The sequence below is a fragment of the Actinoallomurus sp. NPDC050550 genome (genome assembly GCF_040655075.1).
Classification (GTDB): Bacteria; Actinomycetota; Actinomycetes; order Streptosporangiales; family Streptosporangiaceae; genus Actinoallomurus.
Genome location: NZ_JBFAJC010000004.1, coordinates 160688 through 180804, shown reverse-complemented (window position 1 = coordinate 180804; position 20117 = coordinate 160688). Strand labels below are relative to the sequence as shown.

Annotated in this window: 22 protein-coding genes; 7 read left to right on the top strand and 15 right to left on the bottom strand. The window is 70.6% G+C overall.

The features are described 5' to 3' along the window. Positions 1 to 30: 30 nt before the first annotated feature. Both xseA and AB0I04_RS07220 read left to right on the top strand, forming a co-directional pair. Complete coding sequence (gene xseA, locus AB0I04_RS07225) at positions 31 to 1236, top strand: exodeoxyribonuclease VII large subunit (RefSeq protein ID WP_360880483.1); 1206 nt, start codon at positions 31 to 33, stop codon at positions 1234 to 1236. A 137-nt stretch (positions 1237 to 1373) separates the two neighbouring features. Beyond that, on the top strand, positions 1374 to 2099 hold the full coding sequence (locus AB0I04_RS07220; protein ID WP_360880480.1) for a hypothetical protein: 726 nt from the start codon (positions 1374 to 1376) through the stop codon (positions 2097 to 2099). A gap of 12 nt (positions 2100 to 2111) precedes the next feature. Here AB0I04_RS07220 and AB0I04_RS07215 read toward each other — a convergent pair whose 3' ends face one another. Beyond that, positions 2112 to 2582 (bottom strand): GNAT family N-acetyltransferase, encoded by a 471-nt coding sequence (locus tag AB0I04_RS07215; RefSeq protein ID WP_360880477.1) that lies wholly within the window; start codon positions 2580 to 2582, stop codon positions 2112 to 2114. 39 nt (positions 2583 to 2621) lie between these two features. Between AB0I04_RS07215 and AB0I04_RS07210 the strand changes: the two genes are divergently transcribed. Next, positions 2622 to 2858 carry an exodeoxyribonuclease VII small subunit gene (locus AB0I04_RS07210; protein WP_360880474.1) on the top strand — a complete coding sequence of 79 codons (237 nt, stop codon included), beginning with the start codon at positions 2622 to 2624 and terminating at the stop codon, positions 2856 to 2858. Positions 2859 to 2866: 8 nt separating this feature from the next. Here AB0I04_RS07210 and AB0I04_RS07205 read toward each other — a convergent pair whose 3' ends face one another. From AB0I04_RS07205 to AB0I04_RS07185, 5 genes are all read right to left on the bottom strand, one after another. Then, complete coding sequence (locus AB0I04_RS07205) at positions 2867 to 3505, bottom strand: response regulator transcription factor (protein ID WP_360880471.1); 639 nt, start codon at positions 3503 to 3505, stop codon at positions 2867 to 2869. After that, entirely contained in the window at positions 3502 to 4680 is a 1179-nt protein-coding gene (locus AB0I04_RS07200; protein ID WP_360880468.1) for a histidine kinase, read from the bottom strand. The genes AB0I04_RS07205 and AB0I04_RS07200 overlap by 4 nt, the downstream gene beginning before the upstream one ends. A gap of 3 nt (positions 4681 to 4683) precedes the next feature. After that, positions 4684 to 6315 (bottom strand): substrate-binding and VWA domain-containing protein, encoded by a 1632-nt coding sequence (locus AB0I04_RS07195; RefSeq protein WP_360880465.1) that lies wholly within the window; start codon positions 6313 to 6315, stop codon positions 4684 to 4686. A 150-nt stretch (positions 6316 to 6465) separates the two neighbouring features. Further along, positions 6466 to 7164, bottom strand: a complete 699-nt coding sequence (locus tag AB0I04_RS07190) for a DUF4245 domain-containing protein (RefSeq protein WP_360880462.1) — start codon at positions 7162 to 7164, stop codon at positions 6466 to 6468. Further along, positions 7148 to 7735: a TetR/AcrR family transcriptional regulator gene (locus AB0I04_RS07185; RefSeq protein ID WP_360881036.1), complete on the bottom strand. Its 588-nt coding sequence runs from the start codon at positions 7733 to 7735 to the stop codon at positions 7148 to 7150. Before AB0I04_RS07185 ends, AB0I04_RS07190 begins: the two co-directional genes overlap by 17 nt. A 234-nt stretch (positions 7736 to 7969) precedes the next feature. On the opposite strand from AB0I04_RS07185, the gene glpX reads away from it, so the two are divergent. Beyond that, a complete protein-coding gene (gene glpX, locus AB0I04_RS07180) occupies positions 7970 to 9004 on the top strand; it encodes a class II fructose-bisphosphatase (protein ID WP_360880459.1) in 1035 nt (344 codons plus the stop codon). Between the two features lie 47 nt (positions 9005 to 9051). Here the strand turns inward: glpX and AB0I04_RS07175 are convergent, their stop codons facing one another. From AB0I04_RS07175 to AB0I04_RS07160, 4 genes are all read right to left on the bottom strand, one after another. Then, positions 9052 to 9969, bottom strand: coding sequence for a carbohydrate ABC transporter permease (locus AB0I04_RS07175; protein WP_360880456.1), 918 nt, complete (start codon positions 9967 to 9969; stop codon positions 9052 to 9054). After that, the gene (locus AB0I04_RS07170) at positions 9966 to 10925 is read right to left on the bottom strand and encodes a sugar ABC transporter permease (protein ID WP_360880453.1); all 960 of its coding nucleotides are present in this window, start codon (positions 10923 to 10925) and stop codon (positions 9966 to 9968) included. The genes AB0I04_RS07175 and AB0I04_RS07170 overlap by 4 nt, the downstream gene beginning before the upstream one ends. 10 nt (positions 10926 to 10935) lie before the next feature. Beyond that, positions 10936 to 12189, bottom strand: coding sequence for an extracellular solute-binding protein (locus AB0I04_RS07165; protein ID WP_360880450.1), 1254 nt, complete (start codon positions 12187 to 12189; stop codon positions 10936 to 10938). A 336-nt stretch (positions 12190 to 12525) separates the two neighbouring features. Beyond that, positions 12526 to 13131, bottom strand: a complete 606-nt coding sequence (locus tag AB0I04_RS07160) for a DUF1707 domain-containing protein (protein WP_360880447.1) — start codon at positions 13129 to 13131, stop codon at positions 12526 to 12528. Positions 13132 to 13184: 53 nt separating this feature from the next. On the opposite strand from AB0I04_RS07160, the gene AB0I04_RS07155 reads away from it, so the two are divergent. Together AB0I04_RS07155 and AB0I04_RS07150 are read left to right on the top strand one after the other, a co-directional pair. Beyond that, positions 13185 to 14120 carry an ABC transporter ATP-binding protein gene (locus tag AB0I04_RS07155; RefSeq protein ID WP_360880444.1) on the top strand — a complete coding sequence of 312 codons (936 nt, stop codon included), beginning with the start codon at positions 13185 to 13187 and terminating at the stop codon, positions 14118 to 14120. Further along, the gene (locus tag AB0I04_RS07150; RefSeq protein ID WP_360880441.1) at positions 14113 to 14895 is read left to right on the top strand and encodes an ABC transporter permease; all 783 of its coding nucleotides are present in this window, start codon (positions 14113 to 14115) and stop codon (positions 14893 to 14895) included. The genes AB0I04_RS07155 and AB0I04_RS07150 overlap by 8 nt, the downstream gene beginning before the upstream one ends. Before the next feature lie 51 nt (positions 14896 to 14946). Here the strand turns inward: AB0I04_RS07150 and AB0I04_RS07145 are convergent, their stop codons facing one another. Together AB0I04_RS07145 and AB0I04_RS07140 are read right to left on the bottom strand one after the other, a co-directional pair. Further along, the gene (locus AB0I04_RS07145) at positions 14947 to 15975 is read right to left on the bottom strand and encodes a CU044_5270 family protein (RefSeq protein ID WP_360880438.1); all 1029 of its coding nucleotides are present in this window, start codon (positions 15973 to 15975) and stop codon (positions 14947 to 14949) included. Continuing rightward, positions 15972 to 16571 (bottom strand): RNA polymerase sigma factor, encoded by a 600-nt coding sequence (locus tag AB0I04_RS07140; protein ID WP_360880435.1) that lies wholly within the window; start codon positions 16569 to 16571, stop codon positions 15972 to 15974. Before AB0I04_RS07140 ends, AB0I04_RS07145 begins: the two co-directional genes overlap by 4 nt. Positions 16572 to 16767: 196 nt before the next feature. Here AB0I04_RS07140 and AB0I04_RS07135 point away from each other — a divergent pair, with 196 nt between their 5' ends. Further along, positions 16768 to 17979: an MFS transporter gene (locus AB0I04_RS07135; RefSeq protein ID WP_360880432.1), complete on the top strand. Its 1212-nt coding sequence runs from the start codon at positions 16768 to 16770 to the stop codon at positions 17977 to 17979. A 25-nt stretch (positions 17980 to 18004) separates the two neighbouring features. Here the strand turns inward: AB0I04_RS07135 and AB0I04_RS07130 are convergent, their stop codons facing one another. The 3 genes from AB0I04_RS07130 to AB0I04_RS07120 all read right to left on the bottom strand — a co-directional run bounded on the left by AB0I04_RS07130 (position 18005) and on the right by AB0I04_RS07120 (position 19926). Then, positions 18005 to 18436, bottom strand: coding sequence for a VOC family protein (locus tag AB0I04_RS07130; RefSeq protein WP_360880429.1), 432 nt, complete (start codon positions 18434 to 18436; stop codon positions 18005 to 18007). A gap of 78 nt (positions 18437 to 18514) precedes the next feature. Beyond that, positions 18515 to 19339 (bottom strand): AraC family transcriptional regulator, encoded by an 825-nt coding sequence (locus AB0I04_RS07125; protein WP_360880426.1) that lies wholly within the window; start codon positions 19337 to 19339, stop codon positions 18515 to 18517. A 329-nt stretch (positions 19340 to 19668) separates the two neighbouring features. Further along, positions 19669 to 19926 carry a hypothetical protein gene (locus AB0I04_RS07120; protein WP_360880423.1) on the bottom strand — a complete coding sequence of 86 codons (258 nt, stop codon included), beginning with the start codon at positions 19924 to 19926 and terminating at the stop codon, positions 19669 to 19671. Between the last annotated feature and the right edge of the window lie 191 nt (positions 19927 to 20117).

The window sequence follows — 20117 nt, the reverse complement described above, 5'->3', positions numbered from 1 at the left end:
GAGTGGCGAAGTATTGGCTAGGCTTCGGCCATGGCCTTGGAGACCTCACCGGAGTCGCCCACCCCGGTCCGCACCGTTCTGCAGCTGGTCGGCGGCTGGATCGCCAAGCTCGGCCGGATCTGGGTCGAGGGGCAGATCACCGAGCTGAACCGCCGGGCCGGCACGGTGTACTTCACGCTGCGCGACCCGGTCGCCAACGTCTCCGTGCGGGTGGTCTGCCCCCGTGCGGTCTGCGACAACGCCGGTCCGGCCGTCGTCGACGGCGCTCGCGTCGTCGTGCACGCCAAACCGGACTTCTACATCAACCGGGGTTCGTTCGCGCTCTCGGCGTTCGAGATCCGGCCGGTCGGCGTCGGCGAGTTGCTGGCCCGGCTCGAACGCCTCAAGCAGCTCCTCACCGCCGAAGGGGTGTTCAACGCCGAGCGGAAGCGGCCGCTGCCCTTCCTGCCCGGCACGATCGGGCTGATCTGCGGCCGCGACTCCGCCGCCGAGCGCGACGTGCTGGAGAACTCCCGGCGCCGCTGGCCCGCCGTCCGCTTCACGGTCGAGAACACCGCCGTGCAGGGGTCGTACGCGGTGAACGAGATCATCGACGCGCTGCACCGGCTGGACGCCGCCCCCGACGTCGATGTGATCATCATCGCCCGTGGCGGCGGATCTCTGGAGGATCTCCTGCCGTTCTCCGACGAGGCGCTGGTCCGCGCGGTGGCGGCCGCCCGTACGCCCGTGGTCTCGGCGATCGGCCATGAGCAGGACACGCCTCTGCTCGACTACGTCGCCGACCTGCGCGCCTCGACCCCGACGGACGCTGCCAAGAAGACCGTGCCCGACGTGCGCGAGCAGCTCGCGCTGATCGGGCAGCTGCGCGACCGGGGGCGCCGGTGCCTGTCCGGGCGGGTCGAGCGGGAGGTCCAGTGGCTGGCGGGGATGCGCTCCCGGCCCGCGCTGGCCGATCCGGCCCGCGAGATCGAACGTCAGGCGGAGGGTGTGGCGACGCTGCGGGACCGGTCCCGGCGCTGCCTGTCCGCGGCGCTGGACCGGGCGGAGGACGGCCTCTCCCACACCCGCGCGCGGCTCGTCGCCCTGTCTCCGGCGGCCACGCTCGAGCGGGGCTACGCGATCGCGCAGCGCCCCGACGAGTCCGTCGTACGCGCGGCGGCGGACGTGAGCAAGGACGACGAGCTGCTGCTGCGGTTCAAGGACGGCCGGGTAACGGTGCGGGTGGACGCGGTCTGACGAACGATTGCACACTCTTCGAAACGGGATGCGCACCGGTCACACGGGTCGCGAAGATAGGGTCTTGTCCCAGAATTCCCGCTTCGGGCCGATCGTGACAGCGGCAAGGGCCCGAGATCGTCGCTTAAGGACCTCCGTTGACCCAGCCTCCGCCGTACCAGCAGCCCTCCCCCGATCCCTACGGTCAGCAGGGCTACCAGCAGCCGTACCAGGGCCAGCAGCCCTATCAGGCGCCGCAGGGATACCCGCCCGCGCAGGGGCAACCGGCGGGATACCAGCAGCCGTACCCGGCCGGGCAGGGCTACCAGCAGCCCTACCAGGGACAGCCCCAGGGGTATCCGGGACCGCAACAGGGCTACCAAGGACAGCAGGGCTACCAGGGACAGCAGCAGGGCTTTCAAGCACAGCCCCAGGGATATCCGGCCGCCTACCAGCAGGCGCCGCAGGACTACCCGGCGGCGTCGTTCAACAATGGCGTGACCTGCCGCGTCTGCGGCAGCGCGCCCGCCGCGCACGCGACCTTCCGGGGTGTCGTGGGCGCCGTCGTCATGCACACGATCTGGACCGCGACCGGGCCGTACTGCCGTGACTGCGGTCTGGCGACGTTCCGCAAGCAGACGGCCAAGACGCTCGCCGGCGGCTGGTGCAGCATCGGTGCGCTGGTCCTGGCCCCGATCTTCCTGCTGATGAACATCATCGCCCGCGGCAAGGTCGCGAACCTGCCGGCCCCGCAGCCGCTCGCCGGCCGGGCGCCCCTGGACCCGGGCCCGCCGGTGTTCCAGCGGCCGACCGCCTACATCTATCCGGTGATCTTCGTTCTGTTCTGGATGCTCGTGATCATCGGGAACCTGTCGTCCCACTGACCGGAGGGCGCTCTACCGTTTGCGGCTGAGCGTCGGGGCAGGGTGCTCGGTGAAGCCGAGGGAGCGGTACAGCGGCTCGCCGTCCGGGCTGGCGTTCAGATTGACCCTGCGGACCTCCCGATCGGTGAACCAGCCGAGCAGCCCCTCCATGATCGCGCGGCTGTGGCCGCGCCGCCGGTACGCCGGGTCGGTGACCACGCCGTACACGTGCCCGATCAGGCCGGACAGGTTGTACGGGCCGGGCAACCGCCGGTCGATGGCGCCGATGCCGCACGCGGCCAGGCCGGTGTCCCCGTCGATGACCAGGATCTTCACCGAGTCGTCGGTGAGCTGCTCCCGCAGCGCGTCCGCGCACGCCCGCAGCCAGTCCTCGCCGGGAGGCGGGGCTTCCCAGCCGGTGGCGCCCAGGTCGCCGAAGAGCAGCGCCCTGAGCCGTATGAGCTCGGGGATATCGGAGACGACCGCGGCGCGTTCGGGGGGCATGGGCGGAATCCTAGGGCGGCCGCCCTTAGGGTGGAGAATGTGGCGGAGGAGAAACCGGAGCTGTCCTACGAACAGGCGCGCGACGAGCTGACGGACGTCGTGCGGCGGCTTGAGGCGGGCGGGCTCACACTGGAGGAGTCCCTGGCGCTCTGGGAGCGCGGCGAGAGACTGGCCGCGATCTGCGAGGAGTGGCTCGAGGGGGCCCGGGCCCGGCTCGCGGCCGCCATGGCCGAGCGCGCCGAGCCCGCGGAACGCCCGGAGAGCGCGCCGTTCTAACGCGGCGATCAGGAGCTCGCCGTGCCGAGCCAGCGGGCGATCGCCGCCGCCCTCGTCCGCACGCCTAGCTTCGCGTAGATGCGGCTGACGTGGTTCTTGACGGTCTTCTCGGAGAGGACGAGTTCGTCGGCGATCTCGACGTTCGAGCGTCCCTGCGTGATGAGCCGCATCACCTCGACCTCGCGTGTGGACAGGCCCAGGCACTCGTCGCCCGCCGGTGAGGCGCCCGACGCGGACTGCAGGGTCTGCACCACGACGCGGGCCGCCACCGCGGACAGCGGGTTGGCCCGGCCCGCGACCACGTCGCGGATCGCCACGACGAGTTCGTCCGGGGAGAAGGACCCGTGGATGAGGTAGCCGACGGCGCCGGCCTGGATGGACGAGCGGATCGACTCGGAGTCGTCGCTGTAGGAGAGCATCAGCACCTTGGTGATGGTGCTGAGCGTCCGCGCCGCCCGTACGCCGTCGACGTCGGGCATGCGCACGTCGAGGAGCACGAGGTCCGGGCGCAGCTGTCGCGCCAGGTCGATGGCCTGCCGGCCGTCTCCGGCCGTCGCGACCACCTTGACGTCGTCGGCGGTCTCGAGCAGGGCCACGAGCCCCATGAGGACCACCGGGTTGTCGTCCGCCACCAAGACGCTGATCATCGAACCGTCTCCCGTGCTCCGTGAACCTCCGGCAGGCTGACCGTGAGGGTGCTGCCCTTCCCGGGCGAGGACGCCAGCGTGAGTTCGCCGCCGACCCGCCTGGCTCGTTCTCCCATTCCGACGACCCCGTAGTGACCGCCCCGCGCCAGGTCGGTCGTCAGGTCCGCCATTTCGGGCGGGCATTCGAAGCCCTTCCCGTCGTCGCGCACCCACAGCCGCACGCCGCGGTCGTCCGTGGTCAGGCCGACCTGCACCGTCCTGGCGGCCGCGTGTCGTTCCACGTTGGTCAGCGCCTCTTTCAGGATCGCCAGCGTCTCCGCCCGCCGCACGGGCGGAAGCTCCACGTCGTCCTCGGTGACGACCACCACCGTGACGCCGGTGCCCGCCGCCCAGTCCTCCGCCATCTGGCGGACGGCCGCGGCGAGCGGCCGGCTCTGCCCGCCGTCCCGCAGGCCAGCGATGAGCTCGCGGGCCTCGGCCACCGCGACCTTCGCACCGGTGGCGATGTTCTGTGCCTCCTGCTCGGCGCGCTCCGGTGACTTGCGCACCCAGGCGGGCAGCGCGGCCGCCGAGAGCGCGACGCCGTGCAGCGTCTTGGCCAGTGAATCGTGCATGTCACGGGCGAGCCGCAGGCGTTCCTCCGCGGACGCCGCCACCACCTCGGCCCTGCGTCGGGCCTCCTCCGCCTCGGCGAACTGCACGAGCAGCCGGTGCACGGCGACGCCGATGCACCCCGCCACCGGGTAGAAGACGGGTAGCGCGACCACCGCCTGGAGGTTGACGCTCTCGATCGAGCGGGCCGCGAGGTCGTACAGGGCGATCTGCAGCGCGCAGACGAACAGCAGTCCCCGCCACTCGTACAGCACCCCGGCGAGCGCCGACGTGACCACGCTGAACAGGAAGTAAGGGCCGAAGGCCCCGGCGGCCTGCAGCACGAGGTAGGCCGCCGCGGCGTCCACGGCGAGCGCGAGCGGCCTGCGGGCCAGCGGCAGCAGCCGCCGGGGCATCTGGGCGACCGCGAGCGAGATCGCGGCCACGACGCCCATCGGGACGAGCACCGTGGGGGTGAACTGCTCGCTCGGCACGAGGACCACGGCCATCGCGAGCAACAGCAGACGCGCGTACATCAGCAGCCGGACGGTAACGCTCAGCCGCGAGGACAGAGTGCCGTTCATAGGTCACTGGGAACAGCGCAGGTCGTCCTTGACCCGCAGCGGGATGGCGCACCGGAACAACGTCATGATCTGCCGATCGTTCTGGATGTTGTAGGCGGCGCCCTGCGTGGCCTCGGCGATCTTCTTGAGCGGCGCCATCTTGATGCCGTTCCCGAAGGCGAGGAAGGTGATGTTCACCTGTTGTTCCGGGTCGAAGTCCTTCTTGAGCTCGGCCACCAGCCGGTCCAGTGAGATCTTGTCGTGCTCGCCGGTTGCGCCGCCGGTCAGGACGAGGACCTCGTTGAGCATGCCGGGCCGGTAGTCCCGCGACAGTTCGCGGTACGCGTCGAGGATCGCGTCGTACAGGCCTCCGTCTCTCCCCTTCTGCGGCCGCAGCCCGGAGATCTGCTTCTGCAGCCGTGCCCTGCGGGTGCCGCCGGTGCCGATCTCCTGCAGCCGGCCGACCTCGACCAGCCGCCGGTACGGGCGGGAACGGGCGCCGGGGAAGGACCACAGCCCGAACTCGGTGTCGTCGTCCAGCAGCGAGAAGCCGTTGTTCAGCGACGCCGCCATCATCTGCGTTCGCGTGCCCGACCCCATGCGGGCGAGCGTGGCGTCCGACACGTCGACGAGGGCGAGCGCCCGCAGACTCGTTCGCATCTTCCGCCACGTGTCGCGCATCGCGCGTGCCGCTCCCGGGCTCGTCACCGGGAGTACGCGCGGCGCGGCGGCCGGCAGGCCGGCGGAGACGAGCCGGCCCGCGGCGCCGTCCGGCGTGCGGAGCCAGGCGTCGTGCAGCCGGGCCGCTCCGTCGGGCGAGCGCAGCGCGGTGAGCAGGCCCGCCGCGATCCGCCTGCGCTGCCGGTCCGTGGTGAGGGCGACGTACGGGAAGTCGAGCACCGGCGCCGCCTGCGGGTAGACCGCCGCGACCTGGCGTCCCTGCTGCCGCTGCCGCCAGATCGCCTGCTCCGAGAGGGGCAGCACGGGCGGTTCGCCCTGGTCGCCGAGGGCGTTGACGGCCTCCGTGGCGTCGGACGACGGCTTGACGTCCTCCAGCATGCGGCTGAACGCCTGAAGGCCGGCCGTGCCGCTCCCGGCGGCGGACGAGAGCGCCAGCAGCGACGCCATCCCCGTCGCGGACGGCCCGGGGTCGAGCAACCGCAGACGGTAAGTGTCGTCACGGAAACCGCCCCAGCCCTGTTTCGCCAGGGCGGACCCGTAGTGCTCGGCGCCGGTCGGCGTCATGGCGAACACGACCGGAGACGAGGCCACGGACGTCGCGGAGCGGACCCCGGGATCCTTGACGCCGTCGAACCACAGCGAGGAGTCGGCGATCCAGACGTCGGGCCGGGCGTCGGCCGTCGTGTCACCGTCGGCGAGGCCCCGCGCCGTCTGCGCGGAGTCGCCGGTCACGACGTTCACGTCGGCGCACTTCGACGCGTTGTAGTGGGTCGCCACTTCGGTCACCGCCGCCGCGATGGCCGGATCGGCCGTCACGGTGAGAGTCCGGTCCTGACAGGCCGTGTGGTTGCGGTAGACGAGCCAGCCTCCACCGCCGAGGGCAAGTCCTACGACGAGGGCGACGGCCGCCGCCATGCTCGTGCGTTCGCGTCCGCTCAGGGACGTGAACCGCCCGCCCGCGGAATCCGAAAGCACTTCATGTTCTGCGAATGAGGAGTCCACCGTGGTGTGTCTCCATGGGGAGGTGTGTGCCTGCATTGCATTCCGCAAGCGCGAAGATCAGTAGGGTCCCCATAGCCCCACAAGTTACATGAATTTCCCCGCTACCGGGGGGTTACGGACATCCTAGGAGTGGCTCTTCGGCTGCGGTTTGAGCGAGCCCGCCAGCATGGCCAATTCCTCGTACGAGGCCGTACCGGTGACGACCAGCGTGACGCCGGGCAGCCGCCGCACCAGCGACCGCTGATGCTTGTCCTTCCGGAACGTCCTGTCCCAGGTCGCACCGGCCACCTGCAGGGAGCCGTCCGGCTTGCCCTGGCTCGTCATGCGGGACACGAACCCGGCGCTGCCGTCGGGGCCCTCATTGCTCTCCTCGAGCGCGGCGTACTGCTTGTCCGGCGTGTAGAAGCCGAGATGCCAGCCCACCGGGCCGTTCGCCCGGCCCGTCAGCCGCGAGCTCGTGGGATACCACTTCGGGCCCAGTCCCTGGGGCGCCTGCACGGTGAACGGCGCGGTCGCCACCAGGCCGTTCAGGTCGCCGCGGTAGTCCACCTGCGGCGTGGCGTTCTGGTTGCGCCGGGGAGTGACCAGCAGCACGAATCCGACGATCACCAGGCAGGAGAGCATCGCCATCGCGAATCCCGGAAACCCGGACGTGAGACGCCGGTAAACCGACGGCGACACGACGATGGGCCCCTCGCCGGCCGGCGCCTGTGACGCCTGCTCCTCCTGCTCCGGGGAGACGGTGCTCACCGGCGACTCCGGTGCATCCGCGGAGGTGACGGGGTCGTTCGTCACCGGGGCCGTCTCACGGCCTTCGCTCACGCCGGCCCTCCAGACTCGAAATGATCGCGAGCACGTCATCGGCCAGCCGCCGGGAGGCCTCCTCGTCCTCCGACAGGGCCACCTCCGCGACGGCGCCGGACACCGCACCGGTCAGCACCACCACGAGCGCCTCATCGACGTCGCCGTCGCCCACGTCGAAGAGCGCGGCGTTGCGCCGGGCCCAGGTCCGCAGCCGGTCGTGCAGCACCCGGTCGAACCCGGGCGGGCCGTCGCCGGACACGAACAACCGGGACAGGTCCGGCTCGGCGAGGCAGCCGTCGAGGTAGGCACGCGCCCCCGCGATGAACACGCGCATCGGGTCGGTCTCGCCCGCATCGCGGGCCGTGTGGACGGCCTCGCGCGTGCGCTCCTGCTGGCGGGCCTGGAACTCGCCGAACAGCGTCAGGTAGAGATCGGCCTTGCCGCTGAAGTGGTGGTAGAGGCTGCCGACGCTGGCCCCCGCCTTGGCGACGATGTCGGTGACCGCCGCCTGGGCGAACCCGGCCTCGGAGAACACGTCGCGGGCGGCCTGCAGCAGCGCGCTCCGCGTGGCGGCGCCTCGATCCGACATACGCGAAACCGGTTCGACGCTCACTGGCGCGCTCCTCGTCGGGTCGGGGCCACGCGGCGCATGTGCCCGCTGCCGGCGCGCTCCGCGCCCGGCGTCGGCCGCTCGCCGGCCTGCCACTCGATGTCGCTGCTCATGACGGCCCTAGATTACGCCCTGTCTGCTCGGAAATACGATCGGAGGAGACCCGCCGGGGTGACCCGTCAGGTAAAGCCCGCAGGAAAGGCCCGGATCGCCATGACTGAAGAAACGACCGTATCGTCCCCGCTGGCCACCGAAGCCCACGCCCCCGACCGCAACCTCGCCCTGGAACTGGTACGCGTGACGGAGGCGGCGGCGATGGCCGCGGCCCGATGGGTCGGGCGGGGTGACAAGAACGGCGCCGACGGGGCCGCCGTGAACGCCATGCGCCAGCTCATCAACACCGTGTCGATGAACGGCGTCGTGGTGATCGGTGAGGGTGAGAAGGACCACGCGCCGATGCTGTTCAACGGCGAGCAGGTCGGTGACGGCAGCGGCGCCGACTGCGACGTGGCCGTCGACCCGATCGACGGGACGCGGCTGACCGCGCTGGGACAGAACAACGCGATCGCCGTGATCGCGGTGGCGCCCCGGGGCACGATGTACGACCCGTCCGCCGTGTTCTACATGGAGAAGCTGGCGACCGGGCCGGAAGCGGCCGACGTGGTGAACATCGAGGCGCCCGTCGCCGACAACATCCACGCCGTCGCCCGGGCCAAGGGCTGCTCGGCCGGTGACGTGACGGTCGTGATCCTCGACCGGCCGCGGCACGAGGGCATCGTGAAGGAGATCCGCGAGGCGGGGGCGCGCATCAAGTTCATCACCGACGGCGACGTGGCCGGCGCGATCATGGCGGCGCGTGAAGGCACCGGCATCGACCTGATGCTCGGCATCGGCGGCACCCCGGAGGGCATCATCGCCGCCTGCGCGATCAAGGCCCTCGGCGGCATCCTCCAGGGCAAACTGTGGCCGAAGGACGACGCGGAGCGGCAGAAGGCGATCGACGCCGGGCACGACCTGTCGCGGGTGCTCACCACCGACGACCTGGTGACCTCCGACGACGTGTTCTTCGCGGCGACCGGCATCACCGACGGCGAGCTGGTCGAGGGCGTCCGGTACGGCAAGGGGATCACGTCCACGCACTCGCTGGTCATGCGCTCGCGCAGCGGGACGATCCGCCGGATCGACAGCGAGCACCGGCTGTCCAAGCTCCGGGCCTACTCCGCGATCGACTTCGACGCCGCCTCCTGAACGCACGGAGCGGGGGCACGACCGCCCCCGCTCCGTTCCCACGGCGGCTACTTCACCGAGCCGGCGGTGAGGCCGCCGATGAGGTAGCGCTCGATGAGGACGAACAGGACGACCACCGGCACGATCGCGATCAGCGAGGTCGCGAACAGGTACTGCCAGTGCTGCTGGTACGACGTGACGAATCCGGGGACGGCCACGGTCAGCGGCTGGCGGTCGGGCGACGACGTGATCGTCAGGGCGACCACGTACTCGTTCCACGCCCCGATGAACGTGTAGATCACCGCGGTGACCAGACCGGGTAGGGACAGCGGCAACGTCACCCGGGTCAGGGCCTTGATCTTCCCCGCGCCGTCCAGGTAGGCAGCCTCCTCCAGCGCCTTCGGAATGCTGGAGAAGTAGCCGTGCAGGATCCACACGCAGAACGGCAGGTTGAAGGCGGCGTTGACCAGGATCAGCCCGAACAGCGTGTCGGTCAGGTTGAGCGCCACCATCTCGCGGTAGATGCCGATCACCAGCGCGGTCGGCGCGAACATCTGGGTGACGAGCACGAGCAGCAGGAACGCGCCACGTCCGCGGAACCGGTTGCGGGCGGTGTAGTACGCCGCCGGCAGTGCCACCGCCAGTGCGATCAGCGTCGCCACGGCGGCGACGATGAGCGACACCTGCATGTTCTTCCAGATCGGCGCTGCTTTCCACACGTTGACGAAGTTGGCGAAGTCCCAGTGCTTCGGCAGGAACGTGGTCGGCGACTTGGTCAGCTCGCGATCGGGCTTGAGCGCCGTCAGCGCCATCTCCAGGTACGGCGCGACGAAGACGAACGCGACCAGGTAGCCGACACCGGCGAGGATGGTCCGGCGGGCCAGCTTCGACCAGTCGCGCCCGGCCGATCTTTTCCGACCAACCTGCCTTTCCCGACCAACCGACCCCGACCGGCCTTGCGGGCGTGGCGTGCTCAGGCTGCTCATGCTTCCGCCTCCCCGCGCCAGCCGACGACCCGCAGGTACACCAGCACCAGGATCAGGATCAGCGCGAAGTTCACGACCGCCATCGCGGCGGACTCCCCGACGTCACCGGTGCCGGTGAAGGCGAGCTTGTACATGAAGGTCGTGCTGGTGTCGGTCTTGCTCCCCGGCCCGCCCCCGGTCATCGCGTAGATGATCGGGAAGGAGTTGAAGACGTTGATCACGTTGATGATCGCCGCGACCAGCAGGGACGGCCGCAGCAGCGGCAGTGTGATGCGGAAGTACGTCCGTGCGCGGCCGGCGCCGTCGACCCGGGCCGCCTCGTAGACGTCGCCCGGGACGGTCTGCAGGCCGGCCAGGATGACGAACGAGGTGAACGGCAGCGAGACGAAGACCGCCACCCACATCATCCACATCAGCGCCTGCGTGGGGTGCGAGAGCCAGTTCACCGGGTGATCGATGAGCCCGAGGCCCTGCAGGACCTTGTTGACGACGCCGTAGTAGTAGTTGAGCATCCACTTCCACGTCAGCGCGGTCATCAGGACCGACGCGGCCCAGGGCACGATGACCGCCCAGCGGACCACGCGCCGCCCGGGGAAGCGGGCGTTGAGCAACTGCCCGAGCGCCAGCGACACCACGATCGTCACCACGACGACGCCGACCACCCACACCACGGTGCGCAGCAGCACGCTGACGAGGTCCGACTCGTCGAACAGGTCACGGTAGTTGCCGGTCCCACGGGTGCCGAGCGTCGCCCCGGACGAGCTGATCCTCAGCAGCGACGTCCGGACCATCTCGATCACCGGCCACAGGACCACGGCCCCGATCAAGATGACGGCGGGGCCGATCCAGGGAAGCGGGGCGAGCGCCCGGCCGAGCCGGCGGAGGGCGCTCGTCGACGGCGGCGCCGGCGCCGGGGTCGTGGCCCCGGCGCCGCGCGCCTCAACGGTGTCGTGCACGGGCGGTCCGTCAGCCGTTCTTCTGCGCGGTCTGCTGGAGGCCACTCAGGACGCTCTTCGGGTCGCCGGTGATGGCGGTGCCGAGCTTCTCCTTGATCGTGTTCGCCAGCGGTCCCCAGGCTGCGTTGCCCGTCGGGTAGAACTTCGCGTTCGGCAGCGCGTCGATGAAGGGCTTGTCGTACGGCACGGCGCCCGAGATCACGTCACCGGCCGACTTGGTCACCGGCAGGAAGCCTTCTTCCTTCTGGAAGTTGGCCACGTTGTTCGTCTGGTAGAAGAAGTTCAGGAACTTGGAGACGGCGTCCTTCTTCTTACCGCCGTTGTTCTTGAACGCCACCAGGAAGTCCTGCACACCGAGCGTGCTGGACGCCGAGCCGCTCTTGCTGGGCAGCGGCGCGATGCCGTACGGCAGCTTGGCGTTGACCTTGTTGATGAAGCCCGCGGGCATGAAGACCGCGCCGTTGAGCATGCCGATCTTGCCCTGCGCGAACTCGTTGAAGACGTCCTTACGGTCGGTCGTCTCCGGGTTCGGCTGGGTGAGGCCGCTCTTGGTCAGGCCCTTGAGGTAGTTGACCGTGTCCACGTTGGCCGGGCTGTCGATCGCCCAGTTGCCGGACTGGTCGACGTAGCCACCGCCGTTGTTCATCGCCCACATGAAGAACTCGGCCTGGGACTCCTCGGCACCGAGCGGCAGACCCAAGGGGAAGACGCCCTTCACCTTGTCCTTGATCTTCTGAGCGTCGGACTGAACGTCGGCCCACGTCTTGGGCGGCGTGGTGATGCCGGCCTTGGCGAAGACGTCCTTGTTGTAGAAGAACAGCCGGACGCTGGACAGCAGCGGCACGGCGTACTGCGTGCCCTTGTACTTGTCGCCGTCGACGAACGACGGGAGGATGTCGCTGGACACCTGCGAGGACAGCACGTCCGAGGCCTGGAAGAGCAGACCGTCGCGGGCGAAGTCGGCGAACGCGTTGTAGTTCAGAATGTCGGGCGTCTGCTTCGTCTGGACGTAGGTCTTCACCTTGGCGTCCATCTGGGTCCAGTCGACCATCTCCAGGTTGACCTTGTAACCCTTGTTCTGCGCCTCGAACGTCTTGATCAGACTGTCCCAGAGGCCCTTGGTCTTGTCATCGTAGATCGCGGCGACGAACCTGATCGTTTTATTGTCACCGCCGCCGCCGGACGAACTGCCCTTGCTGCATCCGCTCACACCGAGGGCCACCGTGAGACCCGCGGCGATGGCGCCCATGAGATGCCGTTTCACCTGTCCCCGCCTTCTGCTCCTGCATCGGCTCCGGGGCCACGCGGGTGCGCGCGACGTCCCCGGTCATTGTCTTCTGATGGGTTCGCCAATCCCCCGGCCCGACCCCTCGACCGTCACCCTTCGAGCAGCCGTTTGGCGTGGCACAGCTGTGCGGCTCGCGCCGCCGCCTCCTTTCACGGGCATGAAAGGTTCTGCACGATTGAGCCGCTCATTGAGCAAAATCGCGCATGGCTCTGAACGATAGGAGCTGGTCCGTACCAGTTCAAGAGGCGGCAAGGGGAGGAGTCTTAACCGTTATCGAACGGGCCATGACCTGCTGGTCTTGCCGCCGCCTCGTCACGGGCGGCGGCGGGTCACCCGCCAGCGCCGGCGCTGCTTGGGCGTACGGGCGCCCACCGACCCGAGGACGACCACGCCGCTGACCTCGACCACCGGGGCGTCGTCGGCGTACGGCGCCCGCACCCGCAGGTCCCGCGAACCGAGGACGGAGCGGCCGGTGAACTCCACGCGCACCCCCTCCGGGACGACGAGGCGGAGCCGCCCGCCGAACATCGCCGCCCGCACGACGACGTGCCGGCGCTGCAGCAGGGCCTCCCGAAGGTCGATCTCCACGGTGCCGAACAACGCGGACACCGGCAGGCTCACCGGCACCACCCAGCGCCCGCCGCGCCGTACGGTGCCGAAGAGGGCTATCAGGGGCCGGTGCTCGATCTGGATCGGCTGCTGCTCGGCGGGGATCAGATCGGCGGTCAGTTCGGCCAGTTCGCCCAGCGTACGGGCGGTGTACGCGCCTTCGACGCGCTCGGCGTGCTCGTCGACGGTCAGCCGGCCGTCGCCATGGGCGTCGCGCAGCAGCTCGACCACCCGTTCCCGGTCCGCGTCGGAGGCGCGCAGGTCACGCGCCGGCACGTGCTGCTCGTTCGGTTTCCACGGCAACTCCACGGCTCGACGATATTCGCTGGCGCGCAGTCGGGCGCGCTTCGTAGCGTGGGCTCATGGCGGACCTCCCGGCGATCATCCTGCGCGACGTCGTCAAGCGGTACCGCGACAAGGACGGATCGCAGATCACCGCGGTCGACGGGCTCACCTTGGAGGTCCCGGCCGGTGTCTGCTTCGGACTGCTCGGCCCGAACGGCGCGGGCAAGTCGACGACGATGCGGATGCTCACCGCCCAGTCCCGCGCCGACGAGGGCGAGATCACCGTCCTCGGCCATCCCGTCCCGGCCGGGTCCAAAGAGGCGCGCGCGCTCATGGGCGTCGTGCCGCAGACCGACAACCTCGACGAGGAGCTCACCGTCCGGCAGAACCTCGAGGTCTTCGCCCACCTGTACCGCGTGCCCCGGGCCGAGCGCCGCCCGGCCGTCGACCGCGCCCTGGAGATCGCCCAGCTCGCCGGCCGCGCCGGGACCCGCGTCGTGAACCTCTCGGGCGGCATGCGCCGGCGGCTCCTCGTCGCCCGCGGGCTCGTGCACTCGCCCCGCCTCGTCCTGCTCGACGAGCCCACCGTCGGCCTCGACCCGCAGGTCCGCGCCGACCTGTGGGGGCTGATCGCCGGGCTGCGCGACGAGGGCACCACCGTGCTGATGTCCACGCACTACATCGAGGAGGCCGAGCGGCTCGCCGACACCTGCGCGCTGATGTCCGGCGGCCGGATCGTCGCCGAGGGCAGCCCCGGAGACCTCATCGCCCACCACGCCGGCGGCAGCGTCGAGGAGCACCACGGCCCGCCCGACCGGCTCGCGGAGATCGAGGACCTCGTACGGCGGGCCGGCCTGCCCACCCGCCGCACCGGCCCGACCGTGTCGGTGCTGCGCGCCGAGCACATCCCGCCCTCGCTGGCCGACGCCCTCGGCAACGGGGATCGGGTCGTACGGCGGGCGGCCAACCTCGAGGACGTGTTCGTCGTCCTGACCGGAGAGAACGTTGGCTGACACGCGACTCCGCAGATTCGAGTGGGCGCCGGTGCGCGGTGTCTGGCGGCGGGAGCTGGCGCTGTTCCGGCGCTACTGGACCTCCACGTCGTTCGCCGCGACCGTCGAGCCGACGATCTACCTGCTGGCGTTCGGCTTCGGGTTCGGGTCGCTGCTGGGGAGCATCGCCGGCTACCGCTACGTCGACTTCGTCGGCACGGGCGTCGTGGCGACCGCGTCGCTGTTCACGTCGGCGTTCCCCGGGATGTTCAACACCTACATCAGGCGCACCTACCAGCACTCGTACGACGCGGTGCTGGCGGCGCCGGTGGACGTGCACGAGCTCGTGGCCGGCGAGACGTCGTGGATCGCGGTCAAGGGCGGGCTGTTCTCCTGCGTGCCGCTGCTGGTCGCGCTGGCCTTCGGCCTGCACCCGGCCGCCGGCATGCTCGTCGTGCCGGTCTTCACGATCCTCACGGCGATCGGGTTCGCGCTGTTCGGCGTCTGGATGTCCACGGTCGTCCCGTCGATCAACAGCTTCGACTATGTGATCACCGGGGTGCTCACCCCGATCTTCCTGGTCGCGGGCACGTTCTTCCCGATCGACGGGCTGCCGGGCTGGGCCCGCACGGCCGCCCGGATCAATCCGCTGTACCACTGCGTGGAGCTGGTCCGGCACGCGGCGTTCGGCTTCCGGCCGCTGGCCGACCTCGGCCACGTGGGCGCGCTCGCGCTGTTCGCCGCGCTCGTGTGGGTCCTCGCCGTACGCGGCATGCGCCGCCGCCTCATCGACTGACCGGATGGGAATGGCCGGGCCCACCGGAACCGGTGGGCCCGTGTGCGTCGCTCAGGGACGTTCTCCGGGCCTGTCGACGAAGGCCGCCGCGAGACGCACCGAGAACACGTCGATGGTGCCCTTCTTGACCGTCCAGGTGCCGTGCTCACCGGTGCCCGCGTCACCGGTGTGGTCCTTGATCGCGAGGCTCCGTTCGCCGAGATACGCGTAGGACGTGCGATCCAGCAGGACCTCCTGGCGGATCCAGCCCTCGATGACCCGGGAGACGGCCAGCGCCGGGCGTCCGGCGACGTCGACGGCGCTCTTGTTGAGGGTGACGCCGGGGATCTTGGCCATCGCGCGGTACACCGCTGCCTCCTGCCGAGGCGGCACGAGGTTGTTGTTCAGCAGTGAGGCGAGCATCTGGAAGGCGGTGTAGTTGCTCGACTCGACGGTGCTGCTGTTGGGCGCGTCCTTCTTCACCCAGGCCAGCAACGCGTCCGGAGCCAGCGGGATCTTCACCACGGAGGCGTAGTCCACCGGCGGCATGCCTCCGCCGGTCGGCGAGATCTCCAGCTTGCCATCGCGGTACTCGGCCAGCCGCGTGCCGTCGATCCGGATCCACATCCGGTCGACGCGGCTCTTCAGCGGCCACTTCGGCGTCTGTGTCTTACCGACCGGCGGGTTTCCCGGCGAGGTGTACCGGGTCTCGAGGTAGGTCCACTGGCCCGGCCGGGGTGGGGTGAACGCGCGAGCCTGCGCGCGCTCGGCCGCCTTGTAGAGCACGGTCTGGGCGTTGGCCACCGGGCCGCCGGGCAGGCCGGGCACGACCGGGCGGGGGTGGCCGTTCTTGTCCGTACCTCCGAGGTTCTGGGCGACGGTGACGCCGGCGGCGATCGTGACGGCCAGCGCGCCGACGGCGGCGAGCCGTACGCCCATCCGGGGCAGCCGGAACCGGCGGGCACGCCGGGGCGTCGTTCCGGCGGTACGGGCGGAGGCCCGGTCGAGGAGGGCGGCGCGGGCCGCCGCGTGCGCGGCCGCCGACGGGGGCGCCGGGCGGTCCCAGGCGTCGCGGAGCGTGGTGAGGTCGTCCATCGTCATCGGTCCTTTCGGGTGGTCGTCGGGTCGGTCCGGCCCAGGGCCGCGCGGATCCGCTTGCGGGCGCGGTGCAGCCGCGACCGTGCCGTTCCGGCGGGGATGCCGAGGGCCTCCCCCGCCTTCTCCGAGGTCAGGTCGGCCCAGGCGACCAGGAGGAGCACGTCCCGGTCGCCGTCGGAGATCTCGGCCAGTGCCTCCGCCAGCCGCCCGCGGTGGGCCTGCGCGTCGAGGCGGACCACGACGCGGTCCGCGTGGCCCTCGCTGACCTCGTCGACGCCCGTACGGGCCAGCGCGCGGTACTGCCGGACCTCCGCCCGGTGGTGCCTGGCGATCAGGTTGGAGGCGATCCCGTACAGCCACGGCCGGGCGTCCGCGCGGGACAGGTCGTACTTCGTCCGGTTGTCGAACGCGATCAGGAACGTCTCGGCGGCCACGTCGTCGGCCAGGCTCCCGCCGAGGCGGCGGGCGGCGTACCCGTGGATCAGCGCGTAATAGCGGTCGAAGATCGCTGCGAAGGTCTCCGGATCGCCCAAGGACTGCTCGATGATCGCGGCGTCGGTGGCCTCCTCCGTGGGGAGCGCTCGCATCACCGCGGCCATGTCCAGGTCCTTCGTCTCATCGTCTGCCTTCCACAGGGGGGATGGTCACCTCTCTTTCACCGATCGCCCGGGTAGTGTTCGGTCGCCTCGTTCACCTCGGGGCGGTCACAACCGCCGGATCGCTTCCCGGTCTATTGACCTGCCGAGATCCACTACCTACGCTGACGCGAACGTATTTCACGTTCCGGAGGACAGCGTGGCGGCGGACATCGATCAACGGACTCGGCGAGGTCGGCGCGCGGCGTACGCGGCGTTCGGGGTTCAGGGGCTCTCCTTCGCCGCCCTCGTGACCCGCATCCCGGAGATCCAGAAGGCGCACAACCTCAGCGACGGCACCCTCGCACTGGTGCTCCTTGCCGTGCCGGTGGTCGCCGGGCTGGGCAGCGTGCTCGCCGGCTCGCTCATGCCGCGGCACGGCAGCGGCCCGGTGCTGCGCATCGCCCAGCCGCTCGTCCTCCTGTCGATCGTCGCGATCGGGATCGCACCCGGGGACCTCGCGCTGTACGGGGCGACGGCCCTGTTCGGCCTGTTCGTCGGCGCGGTGGACGCGTCGATGAACGCCCAGGCGGTGACCGCCGAGACACGGTACGGCAAGAGCCTGCTCACCGGGTTCCACGCCGTGTGGAGCGCGGCGGGCATCCTCGCGGGCCTGTGGAGCGCACTCGCCAACAAGATCGACATGGGGCTGGGGACCGGCTTCGCCATCCCGGCGGCGCTCGGCCTCGTGGTGTCCGTGTTGGCCGGCCGCCGCCTGTACCCGAAGGCGATGGAGGCCACCGGGCCCAGCGACGAGCAGCTGAAGGCCGCGGCCAAGAGGGTGCCCTGGAAGCCGATCATCATCATCGGCGCGGCCGTGACCTGCATGTACATCGCGGACTCGGCGACCTCGAGCTACAGCGCGAAGTACCTCAAGGACGACCTGCACGCCTCCGGCTTCGTCGCTCCCCTGGGGTACGTCGCGTACCAGATCTTCATGATGCTGAGCCGGACCGGCGCGGACCTGCTCGTCCGCGCACGCGGCGCGGCGAAGGTCGTCGCGGCGGGTGGCCTCATCGGCGGTGTCGGGCTGCTCACCGCGGCCGCCGCTCCGAACCCCGCCGTCGCCATCGCCGGGTTCGCCGTCGCCGGGCTCGGCCTGTCCGTCGTGGTGCCCACGTCGTTCTCGGCGGCCGGCCGGCTCGATCCGACGGGGCTGGGCATCGCCGTATCCCGGGTCAACGTCTTCAACTACGCGGGCTTCGTGCTCGGGGCGGTGGTCGCGGGCGCGGTCGCCTCCGACCTGTGGATCGCGTACGCCATCGGCGCCGTACTCTGCCTCGTCGTCCTCGTGACGGCCCGGGGGTTCGAGCCGACACCGGTCGCCGGCGCGGGACCCAATCCGGCGGTCGCCGAACGCCCGGTCGTCTGAAGCCGGGGCGAGCGCTACCGAGCGCTCAGCCGGGCACCGGCCCGAGGATCCTGCCGTACCAGGCCGCCGGGTCGGTGTCGCGGACATGCCGGGTCAGGGCCCAGCGCTGCCCCTCCGGGTCGGCGACCACCGCCTGACGAACGCCCCAGGGCCGGTCCTCCGGCGGTTCTAGGATCACGCCTCCTCCGGCGACCGCCTGCTCGCACGCCCTGTCGAGGTCGTCGACGAAGACCTGAGTGAGGCTGGACGTGCCGGCGAACTGCCCTCCACGACGCCCGAGGAGGATGATCAGGCCGTCGCGTTCCACCTCCACGTGGCCGACCCAGCCATCCGGCAGCGACGCCCGGACCACCTCACGGACCCCGATGACGGCCGAGAGCCACCGAGCCGCCGCCGGCGGATCGTCGTACAGGACACAGGGCACGATGATCGGATAGCCGCGTCGCGGGTCGTACATGATCGATTCCCTTCTTCCGGACCGACGCGACGACCGTAGGAGGAGTCCGGCGTCCGGGTCTTGAAGAAAATCGACCGCTTACGCGGCCCACCGGCGGACGACGGCCGGGGTCGTGGCCGCGAACCGGGTGAACTCCCGCGTCAGATGGGCCTGGTCGGCGTACCCGCACACCACCGCGACGTGGGCCGGAGGCAGATCGCCGCGTGCCAACAGTCGCGCCGCGTGCTCGTAGCGCAGTACGCGCGCGGCGTTCTTGGGCGTCGTGCCGATCTGCTGCCGGAAGCGGGCGGCGAGGTACCGGTCGCTGCGCCCGGTCCGGGTGGCCAGCTCTGCGATCCTTACCGCGCCGTGGACGCGGCGCATCGCCTGCCACGCCGACGCGACCTCCGACGACGGCGCCGGGCCCGCCGCGATCCTCTCGGCGAGAAGCGCGTCGAGGAGCGCGAAGCGCGCTGGCCAGGATCGCAGATCCGCCAGGCGCTCCGTCCAGTGCTCAGCGGCCGCGCCGAACAGGTCCGACAGGGGAACGATCCGGTTGCTCAGCTCATGGGCGGGCACGCCGAACAGGGCGAAGGCGCCGAGAGGGTCGAGTCGGACCTGGAGGCCGAACTGGCCACCGTCGTGGCCGGTCAGAGTCGGCCGGTCGTGGAACCCGGCGATGAACGAGGTGAACGGGCGCAGGCCGTGGGCGTCCGGTGTCGGCTGCGCGTGGTGCGCTTTTCCGAACCCGAGGATGAGGATCACCTCGCCGGCGGGTGTCTCCCGCCGGCGGACCGATGTCGGGGCCGTCTCCCGGTAGCCCGTGTAGGCGAGGACGCGGCCACGCAGAGCCGGGGCTGGACGGCCGTCGACTGAGGCGCGGCGTCCGCCGGAGCTTTCCAAGGGCTGTGGTCCCACACGCACAAGGCGATCGTAGGCGGCCTCCAGAGGCGTGCGTAATGCTCGGTGAAGCCGCCGCCGTCATCTCATTGCCGTCGTTGTGCTCACATTGCCGCCGACGTTGACGGATGAATGATCGGTTCGCCAGGCCTGTGACGTCACTACCGGCGTCACAGTGGCTGATCGATCCGGCTGAAGGGCTCCGCGGATGCCGTCGCCGTCGCCGAGCGTTCCGGGTGGAGCGCCCGCGCGTCCCCTCTGTCCGCCGATTGCGGCCGGGCGCACCTGGCCGCCCGAGCATCGGGTAAGAGACGACCGCGTCCCGCTGGTGGTGACGCGGTCGACCGCGGGCTCTAGAGCTGGGAGGCGCGCGGGCTCGTCTCCCGCTGGAGGCGCTGTATGGCCTCCTCACCGGCGCGTTCGGCCTCCTCGGGGGTCTTCAGCTGGGTGAGGGCGATCCGCAGTGCGGCCTCGGCCGCGTCTGCCGCCGCGCGGGCGGTGATCGCATGGGTGTGGGCGCGTTCGATGTCACCGAGACCGATGCAGTCGAAAGCGACCTGTGTGTCGTGGGCGGCGAGTTCGAGCTGGCGGGCGGCTTCGTCAAGACTCATTGTCGTCCTCCTCATCGCAGCACGTCGTACCCGCGGATGAGCGATCGACACAGCCGATTCCCCGGTGACGTAAGGGACTGCAGAGGGCGCTGTGGCACCCGGTACGGCGAGCACCGCCCTCGGCCCGGGAACGGCGAGCACCGCCCTCGCCCCGGGAACGGCGAGCACCGCCCTCGCCCCAGGAACGGCGA

What these genes read in the sequence shown, in the direction of transcription:
- xseA (WP_360880483.1), top strand. Translation starts at nt 31, where the DNA reads ATGGCCTTGGAGACCTCACCGGAGTCGCCCACCCCGGTCCGCACCGTT.
- AB0I04_RS07215 (WP_360880477.1), bottom strand. Translation starts at nt 2,582, where the DNA reads ATGCCCCCCGAACGCGCCGCGGTCGTCTCCGATATCCCCGAGCTCATA.
- AB0I04_RS07205 (WP_360880471.1), bottom strand. Translation starts at nt 3,505, where the DNA reads ATGATCAGCGTCTTGGTGGCGGACGACAACCCGGTGGTCCTCATGGGG.
- AB0I04_RS07200 (WP_360880468.1), bottom strand. Translation starts at nt 4,680, where the DNA reads ATGAACGGCACTCTGTCCTCGCGGCTGAGCGTTACCGTCCGGCTGCTG.
- AB0I04_RS07185 (WP_360881036.1), bottom strand. Translation starts at nt 7,735, where the DNA reads ATGTCGGATCGAGGCGCCGCCACGCGGAGCGCGCTGCTGCAGGCCGCC.
- glpX (WP_360880459.1), top strand. Translation starts at nt 7,970, where the DNA reads ATGACTGAAGAAACGACCGTATCGTCCCCGCTGGCCACCGAAGCCCAC.
- AB0I04_RS07175 (WP_360880456.1), bottom strand. Translation starts at nt 9,969, where the DNA reads ATGAGCAGCCTGAGCACGCCACGCCCGCAAGGCCGGTCGGGGTCGGTT.
- AB0I04_RS07155 (WP_360880444.1), top strand. Translation starts at nt 13,185, where the DNA reads ATGGCGGACCTCCCGGCGATCATCCTGCGCGACGTCGTCAAGCGGTAC.
- AB0I04_RS07145 (WP_360880438.1), bottom strand. Translation starts at nt 15,975, where the DNA reads ATGACGATGGACGACCTCACCACGCTCCGCGACGCCTGGGACCGCCCG.
- AB0I04_RS07140 (WP_360880435.1), bottom strand. Translation starts at nt 16,571, where the DNA reads ATGGCCGCGGTGATGCGAGCGCTCCCCACGGAGGAGGCCACCGACGCC.
- AB0I04_RS07130 (WP_360880429.1), bottom strand. Translation starts at nt 18,436, where the DNA reads ATGTACGACCCGCGACGCGGCTATCCGATCATCGTGCCCTGTGTCCTG.
- AB0I04_RS07120 (WP_360880423.1), bottom strand. Translation starts at nt 19,926, where the DNA reads ATGAGTCTTGACGAAGCCGCCCGCCAGCTCGAACTCGCCGCCCACGAC.